Origin of the sequence: Micromonospora qiuiae (genome assembly GCF_016863555.1) — a bacterium.
GTDB lineage: Bacteria > Actinomycetota > Actinomycetes > Mycobacteriales > Micromonosporaceae > Micromonospora > Micromonospora qiuiae.
Genome location: NZ_BOPC01000021.1, coordinates 1 through 13727 on the forward strand (window position 1 = coordinate 1; position 13727 = coordinate 13727).

14 protein-coding genes are annotated in these 13727 nt (G+C 73.7%); 9 read left to right on the top strand and 5 right to left on the bottom strand.

The genetic code is table 11. The annotated features are described in order from the left end of the window. Positions 1 to 219: 219 nt before the first annotated feature. Genes Vqi01_RS07765 through ccsA (Vqi01_RS07785) form a run of 5 tightly spaced genes read right to left on the bottom strand, consistent with a single transcriptional unit; the run spans position 220 to position 4828 of the window. The gene (locus tag Vqi01_RS07765; protein WP_204033919.1) at positions 220 to 1188 is read right to left on the bottom strand and encodes a cytochrome c-type biogenesis protein CcmH; all 969 of its coding nucleotides are present in this window, start codon (positions 1186 to 1188) and stop codon (positions 220 to 222) included. After that, positions 1188 to 1736 (bottom strand): TlpA family protein disulfide reductase, encoded by a 549-nt coding sequence (locus tag Vqi01_RS07770; protein WP_204033920.1) that lies wholly within the window; start codon positions 1734 to 1736, stop codon positions 1188 to 1190. Before Vqi01_RS07770 ends, Vqi01_RS07765 begins: the two co-directional genes overlap by 1 nt. Then, positions 1733 to 3652: a cytochrome c biogenesis protein CcsA gene (gene ccsA, locus Vqi01_RS07775; protein WP_204033921.1), complete on the bottom strand. Its 1920-nt coding sequence runs from the start codon at positions 3650 to 3652 to the stop codon at positions 1733 to 1735. The genes Vqi01_RS07770 and ccsA (Vqi01_RS07775) overlap by 4 nt, the downstream gene beginning before the upstream one ends. Next, complete coding sequence (locus tag Vqi01_RS07780; RefSeq protein WP_204033922.1) at positions 3642 to 4049, bottom strand: cytochrome c maturation protein CcmE; 408 nt, start codon at positions 4047 to 4049, stop codon at positions 3642 to 3644. The genes ccsA (Vqi01_RS07775) and Vqi01_RS07780 overlap by 11 nt, the downstream gene beginning before the upstream one ends. Next, on the bottom strand, positions 4046 to 4828 hold the full coding sequence (gene ccsA, locus Vqi01_RS07785) for a cytochrome c biogenesis protein CcsA (RefSeq protein ID WP_204033924.1): 783 nt from the start codon (positions 4826 to 4828) through the stop codon (positions 4046 to 4048). The genes Vqi01_RS07780 and ccsA (Vqi01_RS07785) overlap by 4 nt, the downstream gene beginning before the upstream one ends. Positions 4829 to 4955: 127 nt before the next feature. Here ccsA (Vqi01_RS07785) and coxB point away from each other — a divergent pair, with 127 nt between their 5' ends. From coxB to qcrB, 9 genes are read left to right on the top strand one after another with little or no spacing between them, the layout of a single operon-like run. After that, positions 4956 to 5972 (top strand): cytochrome c oxidase subunit II, encoded by a 1017-nt coding sequence (gene coxB / locus Vqi01_RS07790; protein ID WP_204033926.1) that lies wholly within the window; start codon positions 4956 to 4958, stop codon positions 5970 to 5972. A gap of 16 nt (positions 5973 to 5988) precedes the next feature. Next, entirely contained in the window at positions 5989 to 7917 is a 1929-nt protein-coding gene (gene ctaD / locus Vqi01_RS07795) for a cytochrome c oxidase subunit I (protein WP_204033927.1), read from the top strand. Then, complete coding sequence (locus tag Vqi01_RS07800) at positions 7914 to 8534, top strand: cytochrome c oxidase subunit 3 (RefSeq protein ID WP_204033928.1); 621 nt, start codon at positions 7914 to 7916, stop codon at positions 8532 to 8534. The genes ctaD and Vqi01_RS07800 overlap by 4 nt, the downstream gene beginning before the upstream one ends. After that, the gene (locus tag Vqi01_RS07805) at positions 8534 to 8929 is read left to right on the top strand and encodes a hypothetical protein (protein WP_204033929.1); all 396 of its coding nucleotides are present in this window, start codon (positions 8534 to 8536) and stop codon (positions 8927 to 8929) included. The genes Vqi01_RS07800 and Vqi01_RS07805 overlap by 1 nt, the downstream gene beginning before the upstream one ends. Then, the gene (locus Vqi01_RS07810) at positions 8917 to 9807 is read left to right on the top strand and encodes a cytochrome c oxidase assembly protein (RefSeq protein ID WP_204033930.1); all 891 of its coding nucleotides are present in this window, start codon (positions 8917 to 8919) and stop codon (positions 9805 to 9807) included. The genes Vqi01_RS07805 and Vqi01_RS07810 overlap by 13 nt, the downstream gene beginning before the upstream one ends. Then, the gene (locus tag Vqi01_RS07815; protein WP_204033931.1) at positions 9804 to 10193 is read left to right on the top strand and encodes a c-type cytochrome; all 390 of its coding nucleotides are present in this window, start codon (positions 9804 to 9806) and stop codon (positions 10191 to 10193) included. The genes Vqi01_RS07810 and Vqi01_RS07815 overlap by 4 nt, the downstream gene beginning before the upstream one ends. 57 nt (positions 10194 to 10250) lie before the next feature. Continuing rightward, positions 10251 to 11030 carry a cytochrome bc1 complex diheme cytochrome c subunit gene (gene qcrC, locus Vqi01_RS07820; RefSeq protein ID WP_204033932.1) on the top strand — a complete coding sequence of 260 codons (780 nt, stop codon included), beginning with the start codon at positions 10251 to 10253 and terminating at the stop codon, positions 11028 to 11030. Next, positions 11027 to 11893, top strand: a complete 867-nt coding sequence (locus Vqi01_RS07825; protein WP_204033933.1) for a QcrA and Rieske domain-containing protein — start codon at positions 11027 to 11029, stop codon at positions 11891 to 11893. Before qcrC ends, Vqi01_RS07825 begins: the two co-directional genes overlap by 4 nt. Continuing rightward, positions 11890 to 13635, top strand: coding sequence for a cytochrome bc1 complex cytochrome b subunit (gene qcrB / locus Vqi01_RS07830; protein WP_204033934.1), 1746 nt, complete (start codon positions 11890 to 11892; stop codon positions 13633 to 13635). Before Vqi01_RS07825 ends, qcrB begins: the two co-directional genes overlap by 4 nt. Positions 13636 to 13727 lie beyond the last annotated feature (92 nt).

Genomic DNA, 13727 nt, shown 5'->3' on the forward strand with positions numbered 1-13727 from the left:
TCTCAACCGGCCCGGAAACCCCGATATGCGGGAACCCGTGCCACCCAAGGGGCCGGACACGGCAACATGCCGCAACCCGCGCCTGCCCTGGGCGCCCGAACAGCCCGACATGCCGTAACTCGCGCCGACCACATCCGCAGGCACCGAGCCCTCAGGCACCGGGCCCACCGCGCCTGTACCCACCCGCCTCGCTCCCTGTTGTCCGTTTCCCAAGGCTGATCAAGGGTCGAGCAGCCGGCGGATCTCCGTGGCGGCGGGGTGCGCCGGCGCGACGGCGAGGAACCGCCGCAGCGTCGCCGCCGCGTCCGCGGGCCGGGTGGTCCGCTGGGCCAGCCCCAGGACCAGCAGCCCGTCGGGTGACTCGGGCGCGTCGTCGAGGACCTCCCGGGCGATCTGCTCCGCACCGGCGGCGTCCGAGGAACGCAGCAGGGCGAAGGCGAGACGCAGCCGTACGCCGTCATCGGGCCGCTCCCGCAGCGCTTCCCGGTACATCTGGGCGGCGGCCTCGTAGTGTTGCCGTCCCTCCAGGTCCCGGGCCAGTCGCAGCGCGACGGCCGCCGGGTCGGCGGGCGGCCCAGCCGGTGGCGCCAGCCCGTCGGCGGCCACGGCCACCGTCGCCACCAGCGCGATCAGCCCGGCCGCGGTGAGCGAGCAGACCGGCCGTGGCGACCATCGCGAGGTCGCGCCAGCGACCCGTCGGGCGCTGCCGGCGTGCCCGGGTCGCTGGGCCTGCCTGCCGGACCGGCGGGCGCTGCCGGGGCGCCGAAGCCACAGGATCCGCCTGCCGGACCGTCGGGCGCTGCCGGGCAGCCCGGGCCGAAGGGTCCGCGCGGCGGCGACGCCGGCACCGAGCAGTGCGATCGCGGGCACCACCCACAGCAGGAGTCCCGGGCCCCGCACGGGCGGCTGTGCCAGCACCTCGTCGCCGTAGCGCGCGACGAACCACCGCCGGATCTCCTGCGGGCTGCGGCCCTGCGCCAGTTGGTCGGCGATCACCTGCCGCATGGAGGTGGCGATCGGGGAGCGGGAGTCGGCAACCGACTCCCCCTGGCAGGCGGGGCAGCGAAGCGCGGCGGCGGTGGCGGCGACCGGGTCCGTGCGTCCGGCCGGTCCGGTCGAGCGGAGCATGCCGGCGACCGCCAGCGCGAGTAGCGCGGCCAGACCCGGCAGGACGATCAGGCGTCGCATCAGGCCGCCGCCAGCAGGGGCGACAGCTGCTCCTGAAGCCACTGCCCAGTGACCACGCCGGGCTGGTACGCGACGATCCGCCCGTCGCGGTCCACCACGAAGGTCTCCGGCACGCCGCGTACGCCCCAGTCGATCGCCCGCGTGCCGTCCGGGTCGGGAAGCACGGTGAGCTGCTCGGCCTGCGTCTGTTTCAGCAGGGCACGTACCGCCTCCGGCCCGTCGCGCAGGTTGAGCCCGACGACCTGCAGCCCTTGCGGTGACCAGCGTCGGGCGGTCTCGGCCAGCAGTGGCAACTCGTCGCGGCAGGGACCGCACCACGAGGCGAAGACGTTGACCAGCACGACCTGCCCGCGCGCGGCCGCCAGGTCGAACCACGTGCCGTCGAGGGTGGCCCCGGCCAGCGCCGGTGCGGCCACCGCCGGCCGGCTGACGTCGCCCGGACCGGAGCGGTGTCCGGTGACGAGGACGGCCCCGAAGCCGACGGTCAGCAGCAGGACGGTTGCCGGGGCCAGCCGGACCCGCCGCCACCACGACCGCCGGGGGTTCATGCCGGCGTCCTGGTCGTCGCGGGGGCAGGCCGTGCGGCCGGTTGGGGTTGCCGCCGTCGACCTGCGCGGGCCGCCTCGGCCAAGGCGAGCAGCCCACCGGCCGTGCCGACCGCGCCGCCGGCCCAGACGAGACCGACGAGCGGGTTCACCGCCAGGCGTACGGTCGCGCTGTCGCCGTCGGCAGCCACCGAGAGCAGGGTGAGGTAGACGTCGCGGCGGAGGCCGGTGTCGATCGCCGGGACCGCGACGGCGATGTCCCGCACCGGGTCGTAGCGCATGGCCGGGGCAGCGGTGTGGGTGTCACCGGCCGAGGAGACCGCCAGGCGGGCGCGTACCGTCATCCGGCCGACGGGTGCGGCGCGGTGCACCGACTCCAACCGCGCCCAGACGTCGCCCACCCGGATCGTCTCGCCCACCCGCAAGGTCCGTTCGTCGACCTGCTGGTAACTCGCGGAGGCCGCGACGCCGACGGCGAGCAGCGCGAGCCCGGCGTGCCCGAGCGTGGCTGCCCAGCGTCGGGCCCGCCGGTGGCCGCCTCGGGCGCCCGCGGCGAACAGGCCGGTGAGGACGAAGGCCGCCGCTCCGAACGCGGTGAGCGCGGCCGGACCGGGCCGGCTGAGCAGGCCGACGGCCGCCACGGTGGCCAGCGCCGCCGCGCCGGGCAGGGCGAGCTGGCGTACTGCCTCGTGCCGGTTCCGGCTGCGCAGCGCCGGTGGCAGCCCGGCCAGCAGCAGCACCACCACGGCCAGCGGCACGGCGGTGCGCTGGTAGTAGCCGGGCCCGACGCCGATTCGGGCCCCGGTGAGCGGCTCGGCGAGCAGCGGCAGCACGGTGCCGATCAGCACGGCGGCGGCGACCGTGCCGAGCAGGACGGCGTTGACCAGCACAGCGGTGGGTCGGGACCACAGCGGCGGCGCGGTCGCCTGAGCGGCGGCCGGTCGGTGGCGGCCGGTGATGGCGGTGGCGGCCAGCGCGGCCAGCAGGACGAAGCCGAGCAGGAGCGGCCCGAGCGGCGATTCGGTGAAGGCGTGGACGCTGGCCACGGCACCGGACCGGGTCAGGAAGGTGCCGAGCAGCACCAGCAGGAATCCGGCGCAGGCCAGGACGCTGTTCCACCGCTCCCGGCCCCGGCCGCCGCCGAGGCTGGTGTGCAGGAAGGCGGTGGCGGTCAGCCAGGGCAGCAGGGAGGCGTTCTCCACCGGATCCCAGGCCCAGTAGCCACCCCAGCCGAGGACGGCGTACGACCACCAGGCGCCGAGGACGATGCCGGCGGTGAGCGTGGACCATGCCAGCAGTGCCCAGGGGCGGGCCAGGCGCAGCCACTGCCGTCCGGCCGGACCGGCCAGCGGGGCGGCCAGCGCCAGCGCGAACGGCACCACCATGCCGAGGTATCCGGCGTAGAGCAGCGGCGGGTGCACGCCCATCGCCGGATGCTCCTGCAGCAGCGGGTTCGGACCCGGCCCGTCGAACGGCACCGGGTCCACGGCCCGGAACGGGTTCGCCGCGAAGGTGGAGAGTGCGAAGAAGAACGTGGTGACCACACTGACCACGACCATCGCGTACGCCCGCAGCCGGTCCGGCCGTCCCCGCGCGAACAGAGCACCGTACCCGCCGAGGACGAGCAGCCAGAGCAGCAGCGACCCGTCCATGGCGGACCACAGGCTGGTCGCCGTGTAGTAGCCGGGTACGTGCCGGCCGCCGTTCTCGGCCACGAAGCGCACGCTGAAGTCGTGGCCGAGGAGCGCTGCCTCCAGCACCACGCAGGCCGCGGCGGCGGCGAGCAGCGCGCCGGTCGAGGCCAGCCGGGCGGGTCGGGCCGGTGCCCCGGCCAGGGCCACCCGCAGCCAGAGCAGCGCGGCGAGGGGCGCGGCGAGCAGCCCGACGGCGAGGCCGGCGGTACCGAGGTCACCGAGCATCCGACGGCTCCGGTGCGGGCGCGGAGGGCCGGTACTCGTTGCCGTGCCGCACCACCACCTGGTCGGCGTCGAACACCCCGTCGGTGCCGAGTCGCCCCTCGACGACCGCGTCCTCGCCCTCGCGGAAGGTTTCCGGCGGCATCCCGCGCTGCCGGACGGCCACCTCGTGGCCGCCGTCGCTGAGCCGGAACAGCACCAGCCCGCCGTCGTGGCGTACCGATCCGGGTACCACCTCGCCGCCGAGCCGGATGCGCTCGCCCGCGGCGGTCGGGTGAGTGAGCAGTTCACCGGGGGTGCGGTAATAGGTGAGGGTGTCGCGCAGGGCGCCGGTGATCAGCAGGCCGCCGCCGGCGAGCAGCAACACGAGCAGGGCCAGGCGGCCGGGACGCCGGATCATCCCACCGGCGCCGGCCGGCGCGGGTCCGAACGGACAGGTCGGCGCCCTTGCGCGGCGCGGGCCGCGTCGAGCCGACGCTGCAGCCGTACCACCCGGTGGGCCAGCAGCCAGGTCGCGCAGACACTCGCTGCCGCGACGGCCAGCAGTAACGCCAGCGCCATCCGGGGATCGATCGGCGGCTGTTCCGGTGCCAGGAAGGTGGCCTGCTGGTGCAGCGAACGCCACCAGCGCACCGAGAAGTGCACCACGGGGACGAGGACGAAGCCGCCGATCCCGACCACCGCCACGGGGCGGGTGACCCGTGGGTCGCCGTACGGCGGCACGCCGGCCCGCTCGGCGAGGGCCCGGCGCAGGGCCAGCGCGGCGGCGTACACCAGGAACAACAGTGCGGTCCCGACCAGCCGGGGGTCCCAGGCCCACCAGGTGCCCCAGACCAGGTGGCCCCAGAGCGAGCCGGTGGCGAGGGTGAGCGCGGTGAGGACGACACCGATCTCGGTGGCGGCCAGGGCGAAGCGGTCGCACCGGGCGTCGGCCCGCAGGAGGTGGGCGCCGCTGGCCACGAGGACGACGGCGAAGGCCAGGTAGGCCACCCAGGCGGCCGGTACGTGCAGGTACATGAGGCGTTGCGCCGGCCCCTGCATGGCGTCCGCCGGTGCGAGCAGGCCGCCGGCGAGGCCGGCCCCGGCGGCGAGCCCGGCCGCGGTCCAGCCGGTCGTGCGCCGGGCGGCGGCGCCCTGGGGGGAGTCCACGGTCAGTTCCACGATGGAGGTACGCATCATCGTCCCGTCCGCGCCATCGACGCTCGCCTACTACTGCCGGATCCGACTCTATCCGTCATATGGACGCAATGCCCTCAATTCGCCTAATAAGCCTCATGCCCTGCCGAAGTGGTTAGGGTCGGTTCCGGTGGACACGCGAGCTGACCCGACGACGCGCTCCCGGCGCCTCGCCCCGGTGGCGGTGCTGGGGGGCGTGCTGGCGCTCGCCGGCTGCTCCGGCCAGGCACCGTCCGCCCTCGACCCGGCCGGCTCCGGCGCCGGGCGGATCACCGACCTGTGGTGGGTGCTGTTCTGGATCTCCATGGCGGTCTTCGTCGAGGTCATGGTGCTGCTGGCCTGGGCACTGCTGTTCCGCCGCCGCCGGGACGCCCGGGTCCGGCACGGGCAGCCGCTGCGCTTCGTGGTCGTCGCCGGCGCCGGAGTGCCGCTGGTGATCCTGGTGACCGTCTACGCCCTCGGGCTGCGTGACCTCGCGGCGCTGGGTGACGGCCCGGAACCCGGGGCGACCACCATCGAGGTGACGGGCCACCAGTGGTGGTGGGAGGTGCGGGTGCCGGGTGTCGCCGGCGCCACCGCCAACGAGCTGCACATACCGGTGGGGGAGAAGGTCCGGATCCGGTTGCGTACCGCCGACGTGCTGCACAGCTTCTGGGTGCCGCAGCTGATGCCGAAGACCGACCTGATCGCCGGGGAGGTCCGGGAGACCTGGTTGCGGGCCGAGCGGGCCGGCACCTACCGGGGACAGTGCGCCGAGTACTGCGGCACCCAGCACGCCCACATGTCGTTCCTCGTGGTGGCCGAGCCCCGCCGCGACTTCGACGCCTGGCTGGCCCGGCTCGGCTCACCCGCCCCCGGACCGCAGACCGACGCGCAGCGACGCGGACAGCAGGCGTTCGTGCAGGGCAGCTGCGCCGGCTGCCACGCGGTCCGGGGCACCGGGGCGGACGGTCACATCGGCCCGGACCTGTCCGACGTCGGCGCCCGGTGGAGCATCGGCGCGGGAGCGGTGCCCAACGACGGCGGCCACCTGGGCGGCTGGATCGCTAACTCGCAGACGGTCAAGCCGGGCAACCGCATGCCGCCGCAACCGGTGCAGGCGGCCCAGTTGCCGGACCTGATCGCGTACCTGCAGTCGCTGAAGTGAGCGAGGGGAGGGAGGAATGTCCACAACCGCCGCACCGGTGCCCGGCGCCAGCCGGGAGCAACTCGGCCGGCTGGAGGAGCACTGGGGGGAACGGCCCTCGCTACGGGCCTGGTTGACCACGGTGGATCACAAGAAGATCGGCCGACGCTACCTGGTCACCGCGGGACTGTTCTTCGCCCTCGCCGGCCTGAGCGCGCTGGCGATGCGGACCCAGCTGGCCCGGCCGGAGTCGCGACTGCTCTCCCCACAGGAGTACAACCAGCTCTTCACCATGCACGGCACAGCGATGATCTTCCTGTTCGCCACCCCGATGCTCTTCGGGTTCGGCAACTTCCTGGTGCCGCTGCTGATCGGGGCACGGGACATGGCCTTTCCCAAGCTGAACGCGCTCGGCTACTGGATCTTCCTGTTCGCCGGCCTGTTCATGTGGGCGAGCCTGCCCTTCGGGGCCGCGCCGAACGCCGGCTGGTTCGCCTACGTGCCCCTGACCGGCCAGCAGCACACCCCGGGCCTGCACATGGACGTCTACAGCCTCGGGTTGCTGTTCCTCGGGATCGCCACCACGGCCGGCTCGATCAACTTCATCGTCACCGCGCTCAAGCTGCGGGCTCCGGGCATGTCGCTGAACCGGGTGCCGTTGTTCGTCTGGGCGATCGTCGCCACCGCCTTCATGGTGATCTTCGCGTTGCCGGCGCTGAACCTCGACAACGCCATGCTCTTCCTCGACCGCCGGTTCGGCACCCACTTCTTCGACCCCGCAGCCGGCGGCAACGTCCTGCTCTGGCAGCACCTGTTCTGGATCTTCGGTCACCCGGACGTCTACATCATCGTGATGCCGGCACTGGGCATCGTCTCGGCGGTGCTACCGGCGTTCACCCGGCGCGGCGTGGTCGGCTACGTGCTGGTCGTGTTCGCCATCGTAGCGATCTCGATCATCTCGTTCGGGGTGTGGGTGCACCACATGTTCGCCACCGGCCTACCCCGGCTGTCGTACAGCTTCTTCAGCGCGGCCAGCACCATCATCACGATCCCGTCCGGGATCCAGATCTTCGCCTGGCTGGCCACCATGCTGCTCGGCCGCCTGGTGGTCAGGGTCCCGCTGCTGTTCGTGATCGGCTTCATCGTCACTTTCGTGCTCGGCGGTTTCACCGGCACGATGTTCGCCCTGACCGCCTTCGACCAGCAGGTCACGGACTCCTACTTCGTCGTGGCCCATTTCCACTACGTGCTCATCGGCGGCGCGGTGTTCCCGATCCTCGCCGCCATCTACTACTGGCTGCCGAAGATCACTGGCCGGATGTACCACGAGGGCCTCGGCCGGTGGGCGTTCTGGCTGGTCTTCGCCGGCATGCATGTGACGTTTTTCCCGATGCACCTGTACGGCCTGTTCGGCATGCCGCGCCGCGTCTACACCTACCCGAGCGAGCCGGGCTGGGACGGCTGGAACCTGGTCAGCACCATCGGCTCGTACCTGTTGGCGGTCGGGTTGCTCCTGGTCGTTGTCGGGGTGGTGCACGCGATCCGGCGCGGTCGTCCGGCACCGCCGGACCCGTGGGGCGGCGACACCCTGGAGTGGTCCACCGACTCGCCGCCGAAGTCGTACAACTTCCCGGTCCTGCCGCAGGTGCACAGCCTGCACCCGAACTGGGACGAGTCGAGCCGCGAGTCGATGGGGGCCGGCGCCGAGGCCGATCGGATCCTGGCCGACGGCCGCACGACGCTGCTCACCAGCGAACTCGACGGCCGGCGGGAGCGGGAGGTGGAGATGCCGGGGTCCTCCTGGCAACCGTTGCTGCTCGCCCTGGTGATGCTGCTCTTCTTCACCGCGATGCTCTTCGCCTGGTACCCGGTGGCCGCCGTGGCCGCCGTCGCGGTGGCCGGCACTGTGGCGACCTGGCTCTGGCCGCCGCGCCGGCCCGACCGGGAACTGGGGGTGAGCGCGTGAGCGGCGGCGTGCGGGCGGCCACCGGTACGGCGGCCCTGACCACCGAACTGCCGGTCGGCCGGTCGACGGGCTGGTGGGGCATGGTGATGTTCGTCGTCACCGAGGCCACCCTCTTCGCCTGCCTGCTCGGCAGCTACTTCTACCTGCGCTTCCAGTCCGGCGACCAGTGGCCGCCACCGGGAATCGCGCCGCCGACGCTGCTGAAACCGCTGGTGATGACCGCCGTGCTGCTGCCCAGCAGCCTGCCCGTGATCTGGGCGGAGCACGGCATCCGCAAGGGGCAGCGCTGGCGGCTGCGCGCCGGGCTGACCGCCACACTCCTGCTCGGGTTGACGTTCCTGGCCCTGCAAGCCAGCGAGTACGCCGAGAAGCTGCACGAGTTCACCCTGACCACCAACGCCTACGGCTCCCTGTTCTACGTCATCACCGGCTTCCACGGCCTGCACGTGCTGGTCGGGTTGACCATGATCGGATGGCTGCTGGCCGCGTCCCTGCGCGGCGGCAGCTTCGGCGCCCACCGGCACGACCGGGTGCGCAACGCCGCCATCTACTGGCACTTCGTCGATCTGGTCTGGGCCGCCATCCTGTTCACCATCTACCTGTCCCCGAGGCTGTGATGAGCGCGCATCCCGGCCCTCGGGCCCGTCTCGCCGGCGGGCTGCTGTTCTGGTACGCCGTGCTCGGCGGCGCGGTCGCCTGGGCGGTGCACCTGTTGGCCGGATGGGGTGTCGACGAGCTGACCTGTGCCAGCGGGTCCGACCACATCGGCGGCGTCCCGTTGCGCGCCGCTGTCGGTGCCGCGGTGGCGCTGCCGGCACTGGCCACCGTCGGCGCCCTGCTGGCCGCCGTGCTGCTCTGGCGACGTACCCACCCGCCGTCCGAGGGCGAGGATCGGTCGGTGGGGCGGGGCCGGCTGCTCGCTGTCGTGGGCTTCTGGTCCAACCTGCTGTTCCTGACCATCATCGTGCTGGGCGGGGTCGCCCTGCTGGTGCTGCCGCCATGTCAGCGGTGACCGCCGTCGGTTCCGCCGGCGGAACAGACGTCGCCGACGGGATCGTCGCCATGCTGCTGGCCGCCGCACTGGCCCTGCTCGCCGCCGGCTACGGCCGGGGCGTGCACGAGTTGTGGGCCCGGCGCGGCGTCGGCGACGTCCTGCCGGGTCGGCGAGTGGCCGCCTTCGGAGCCGGCCTGCTCGCCGTGGTCGCCGCGCAGACCGGGCCGGTCATCGCGCTGGCGGAACGCGGACTCGCCGGGCACATGACCCAGCACATGCTGCTGCTGCTCGTCGCCGGACCGCTGCTCGCCGCCGGGGCCGCCGGCCTGCCGCTGACTCTCGCGTGCCCGGCGGCGCCGCGGCGGCGACTCGCTCGCCTGCGGGTCAGCGCGCCCGGCCGGTGGCTGCGCCGCCCCACCGTCGTCGCGCTGGCCGCCGGCGGCATCCAGACGGTCGTGCTCTGGTGCTGGCACCTGCCCGTGCCGTACCTCGCCGCCGAGCGGCACCCGGTCCTGCACGCGGCGCAGCACCTCTGCTTCGTCGGGTCGGCCTGGTTGCTCTGGGCGCCGCTGCTCGGTGCGGACCGGCACCGGTTGCCCGCGCCGGCGGGGATGCTGCTCCTGGTCGGCACCATGCTGCCGGCGTCCGCGCTGGGCGCCGTGCTCACCTTCGCGCCCCGGCCGGTCTACCCGGCCGAGGTCCTCGGCGTCGACCCGCTGGCCGATCAGCAACTGGCCGGGCTGCTGATGTGGGCCCCGATGGACGTGGTGGCGCTGCTCGCCACGCTCGCGATGTTCCTGCGCTGGCTGCTGGCCCTGCAGCGGCACCGCCCGGAGCGGGTGACCTCGCCGGATGCCGAGGGCCGGCGGGTGGCCACCGAGGGGGCGGCGCCATGAACCGTGGCATCCGGGGGCGGCTGGCCCTGCTGCTGGCGCTGCTGTCGCTGCTGACCGCGTCCGGCTGCGCCAGCACCGGTCCGCCTCCACCGCCGGAGGTGCGCACCGGGCAGCCGGAGCGCGGGGCGGCGCTCATCGCCCAGTACGGCTGCGGCTCCTGCCACACCATCCCCGGCATCGACCGCGCCGACGGGCTGGTGGGGCCCCCGCTGATCCGCTTCGGGTCCCGCTCCTACATCGCCGGGGAGTTGGTGAACAACGCCGACAACCTGCGGCACTGGATCTCCGACCCGCAGGCGGTCGAGCCCGGCACCGCCATGCCGAACCTGGGGGTCAGCCCGCTCGACGCGCAGGACATCGCGGCCTACCTGTACACCCTGGACTGACGCGTGCCTACCCGGGGGGACCGATGGAGCCACGTCACGCGGGCCGTGACGGTGGGAATGGTGGTCGCACTGGCCGCCGGACCCGCCGCCCTCGCCGCTCCCGCACCGAACGCCCCGCCGGGATCGAACGCCCCGTCAGGACCGGCCGCCCCGCCGGAAACGGCCGCCCCGAGCGCCGGGCCGAGCGCGTTGGCCGGGGCGACGCAGGGACGGGAACTGTACCGGCAGAACTGCGCGAGCTGCCACGGAGACCAGGGGCGGGGCAGCCAGCGCGGCCCCTCGCTCGTCGGGGTGGGTGCCGCGTCGGTGGATTTCCAGGTCGGCACCGGCCGGATGCCCATACCGGACGAGATGCAGCAGCCGCGCCGTGGCCGGCCGGTCTTCTCCGCCGACGAGATCGCCGCCCTGGTCGAGCATGTGACCAGCTTCGGCGGCGGCGGCCCGGGCATCCCCCGGGTGACCGAGGGCAGCCTCGGCACCGGACGGGAACTCTTCGCCGCGAACTGCGCCCCCTGCCACGGCGGCACCGGCGCGGGCGCGGCGCTGACCAACGGCTGGAACGCCCCGCCGCTGTACGAGGCGACCCCGGTGCAGGTCGCCGAGGCGATCCGGGTCGGCCCCGGGCTGATGCCGGTTTTTCCCAGTCAGGTTCTCACCGACCAGCAGGTGAGCGACCTGGCCACCTACGTGCAACGGCTGCGCAGCGAGCGCCTGGACCGCGGCGGGAACCCGCTCGGGCGGCTCGGCCCCCTGGCCGAGGGGGTCGCCGCCTGGGTGGTCGCCCTGGGCCTGCTCGTCGCCGCGGCCCGTTGGCTGGGGCGGAGGGCTGGCGAGTGAGCCGGCGGCCACGGGTGGCACCCGCCCCGTCCGGGGTCAACCGGCGGATCATCCTGTCCTTCCTGGTCAGCGCCGCCGGCGCGATCGGCTTCGCGGTCACCTACGGTCTCGGTGGGCACACCCAGTGGGAGGGGGCGTGTCTGGCGGTGGCTTTCGTCGGCCTGGCGACCGGCCTGGCGATCTGGGGCCGGCGGCTGGTTCCCGTCGGCGGCTACGTCGAGGAGCACGAGGGCTTCGTTCCGCCGCCGGACGAGCAGGCGCTGACCGCCGCCGCCCTGAGCGCGCCGGACAGCCCGATCCGCCGGCGTGGCCTGCTCGCCGCGCTCGGGCTGGCGCTGACCGCGCTCGGCGTCGCGGCCCTGTTCCCGCTCCGGTCCCTGCTTCCGTGGGACCGTGCCCGGCCCCTGCGGGCTCGCAGGGACACCCCCTGGGGGCCGGGGGTGCGGCTACTGACCGCCGGTGGCCAGCCGTTGCGCCCCGGTGATGTGCCGGCCGGCGCGCTGGTCGGCGTGTTTCCCGAGGGCGGGACCGACGCCGGGGACGCCCCGGCCTTCGCCGTGCGGCTGCAGCCGGAGCGGTTCACCCGGCCGCCGTCGGCCGGCCACCTCGACGGGCTGGTGGTCTACTCGCTGCTCTGCACCCACGCCGGCTGCCCGGTGCGGCTTTATCTGAAGGGCACCGGCCGGGTGCTCTGCCCGTGCCACCAGTCCTCCTTCAATCTGTTCGCCGACGCCGCGCCCGTCGCCGGTCCGGCCGCCCGGCGGCTGCCCGGCCTGCCGGTCGCGGTCGACGCCGACGGCTACCTGCGCGCGACCGGCGACTTCACCGCACCACCGGGCGCGGGTTTTTGGAGCCGGCCATGATCATGGACAGGCTGGCCCGCGCGTTCGACGACCGGTTGCGGCTGTCTCCGCTGACCCGCAGGGCGCTGGCGAAGGTCTTTCCGGACCACTGGTCGTTCATGCTCGGCGAGATCGCGCTCTACTCCTTCGTCGCGCTCGTGCTCACCGGCGTCTACCTGACCCTGTTCTTCGACCCGAGTTCCGCCGACCGGGTCTACCAGGGCTCGTACGCGCCGCTGGACGGCACCGCCACCTCGGCCGCGTACGCCTCGACGGTGCGGTTGAGCTGGGACGTACGGGCTGGCCTGCTGATCCGGCAGACCCACCACTGGGCGGCCCTGATCTTCGTCGCCGCGATCCTGGTGCACCTGGTACGGATCTTCTTCACCGGCGCGTTTCGCAAGCCCCGGGAGACGAACTGGCTGGTCGGTGTCACCATGCTGATGCTGGCCCTGGCCAACGGGTTCACCGGCTACTCCCTGCCCGACGACCTGCTCTCCGGCCTCGGGCTGCGGATCATCGTCTCGGTGGTGGAGTCGATCCCGCTGGTCGGCTCGTGGCTGGTCTTCCTCGGCCTCGGTGGCGAGTTCCCCTCCGACGAGATGATCCCGCGGATGTTCGTCAGCCATGTGCTGCTGGTGCCCGCGGTACTGGTCGCGCTCGTCTCGGTGCACCTGGCGATGATCGTGCGGCAGAAACATGCCCAGTTCCCCGGCCCCGGCCGCACCGAACACAACGTGGTCGGTTCCCGGCTTTACCCCAGCTACTCCCTGCGGTCGCTGGCGCTGTTCGCGTGGGTGCTGGCGGTGCTGTTCGCCCTCGGCGGGCTGGTGCAGATCAACCCGGTCTGGCTGTACGGCCCCTCCGCGCCCGGCCAGGCCACCTCGCCCGCCCAGCCGGACTGGTACGTCGCCTGGGGTGACGGAGCGCTGCGGCTGTTCCCGCCGTGGGAGATCCACATCGCCGGACACCTGGTGCCCGCACCGTTCTTCCCCGGGGTGGTGCTCGGCGGTGTCACCTTCCTCGCGCTGTACGCCTGGCCGTTCCTGGAGCGCTGGTGCACCGGCGATCGCCGCGCCCACCAACTGCTCGACCGGCCCCGTGACCACCCGGTTCGCATGGGCGTCGGGGTGATGGCGTTGACCTTCTTCGGGGTGCTGGTGGTGGCCGCCGGCGACGACATCATCGCCCGGCTGCTGCGGGTGCCGGTGTACGACGTGCTCTACGTCCTGCGCGTACTGGTGCTGGTCCTGCCGGTGCTCGCCGGTGCGTTGGCGTTCCTGCTGGCCCGGGCGTTGTGCCGCAGCGACGCGGCGCGCCTCGGCGAGCTGACCCGCGCCGATCTGCGCGCGGCCGGGCAGGGGGCCGACCGGCGCGCGGGTGGCCGGCGGGTGCGCGCCGGCGAGGCGCGGGCGGTCGACGAGCCGGAGCTGCCGACGCCAGACCGTCCGGGACAGCGGATCGAGCTGTGGCCGGACGGCGGGGTGTGGCGCTGGCGCTACCGCGACGAGCCGGCCGGCGTCACGCTCCTGAACAACCGGGCCATGCTGACCGAGCGGGAGGCGGTGGACTCCGCCCGACTTGCCTACCCCGGCGTCGACCATGTCGCGGTGCCGGGCCCGCCGCCGCCTGCGCCGCCCGGGCGGGTGCGCATCGCGCTGCGCCGCTGGGGCAACGCAGCCCTCGGTGTCTCGTTGCTGGTGGCGGCCCTGCGCCAGCGACGACAGCGGCATCCCGACGGAGACGGGCCACGGCCGGAATGAACGCCGGTACCCCACTCGGTTTGGCGGCCGGATGACCGGGTATTTGCCGGCCCGTCCAGCTCCGCCTTATATGTCCGTAAACTGCGGCGAGG

What these genes read in the sequence shown, in the direction of transcription:
- Vqi01_RS07765 (WP_204033919.1), bottom strand. Translation starts at nt 1,188, where the DNA reads ATGCGACGCCTGATCGTCCTGCCGGGTCTGGCCGCGCTACTCGCGCTG.
- Vqi01_RS07770 (WP_204033920.1), bottom strand. Translation starts at nt 1,736, where the DNA reads ATGAACCCCCGGCGGTCGTGGTGGCGGCGGGTCCGGCTGGCCCCGGCA.
- ccsA (WP_204033921.1), bottom strand. Translation starts at nt 3,652, where the DNA reads ATGCTCGGTGACCTCGGTACCGCCGGCCTCGCCGTCGGGCTGCTCGCC.
- Vqi01_RS07780 (WP_204033922.1), bottom strand. Translation starts at nt 4,049, where the DNA reads ATGATCCGGCGTCCCGGCCGCCTGGCCCTGCTCGTGTTGCTGCTCGCC.
- ccsA (WP_204033924.1), bottom strand. Translation starts at nt 4,828, where the DNA reads ATGATGCGTACCTCCATCGTGGAACTGACCGTGGACTCCCCCCAGGGC.
- ctaD (WP_204033927.1), top strand. Translation starts at nt 5,989, where the DNA reads ATGTCCACAACCGCCGCACCGGTGCCCGGCGCCAGCCGGGAGCAACTC.
- Vqi01_RS07805 (WP_204033929.1), top strand. Translation starts at nt 8,534, where the DNA reads ATGAGCGCGCATCCCGGCCCTCGGGCCCGTCTCGCCGGCGGGCTGCTG.
- Vqi01_RS07810 (WP_204033930.1), top strand. Translation starts at nt 8,917, where the DNA reads ATGTCAGCGGTGACCGCCGTCGGTTCCGCCGGCGGAACAGACGTCGCC.
- Vqi01_RS07815 (WP_204033931.1), top strand. Translation starts at nt 9,804, where the DNA reads ATGAACCGTGGCATCCGGGGGCGGCTGGCCCTGCTGCTGGCGCTGCTG.
- qcrC (WP_204033932.1), top strand. Translation starts at nt 10,251, where the DNA reads ATGGTGGTCGCACTGGCCGCCGGACCCGCCGCCCTCGCCGCTCCCGCA.
- qcrB (WP_204033934.1), top strand. Translation starts at nt 11,890, where the DNA reads ATGATCATGGACAGGCTGGCCCGCGCGTTCGACGACCGGTTGCGGCTG.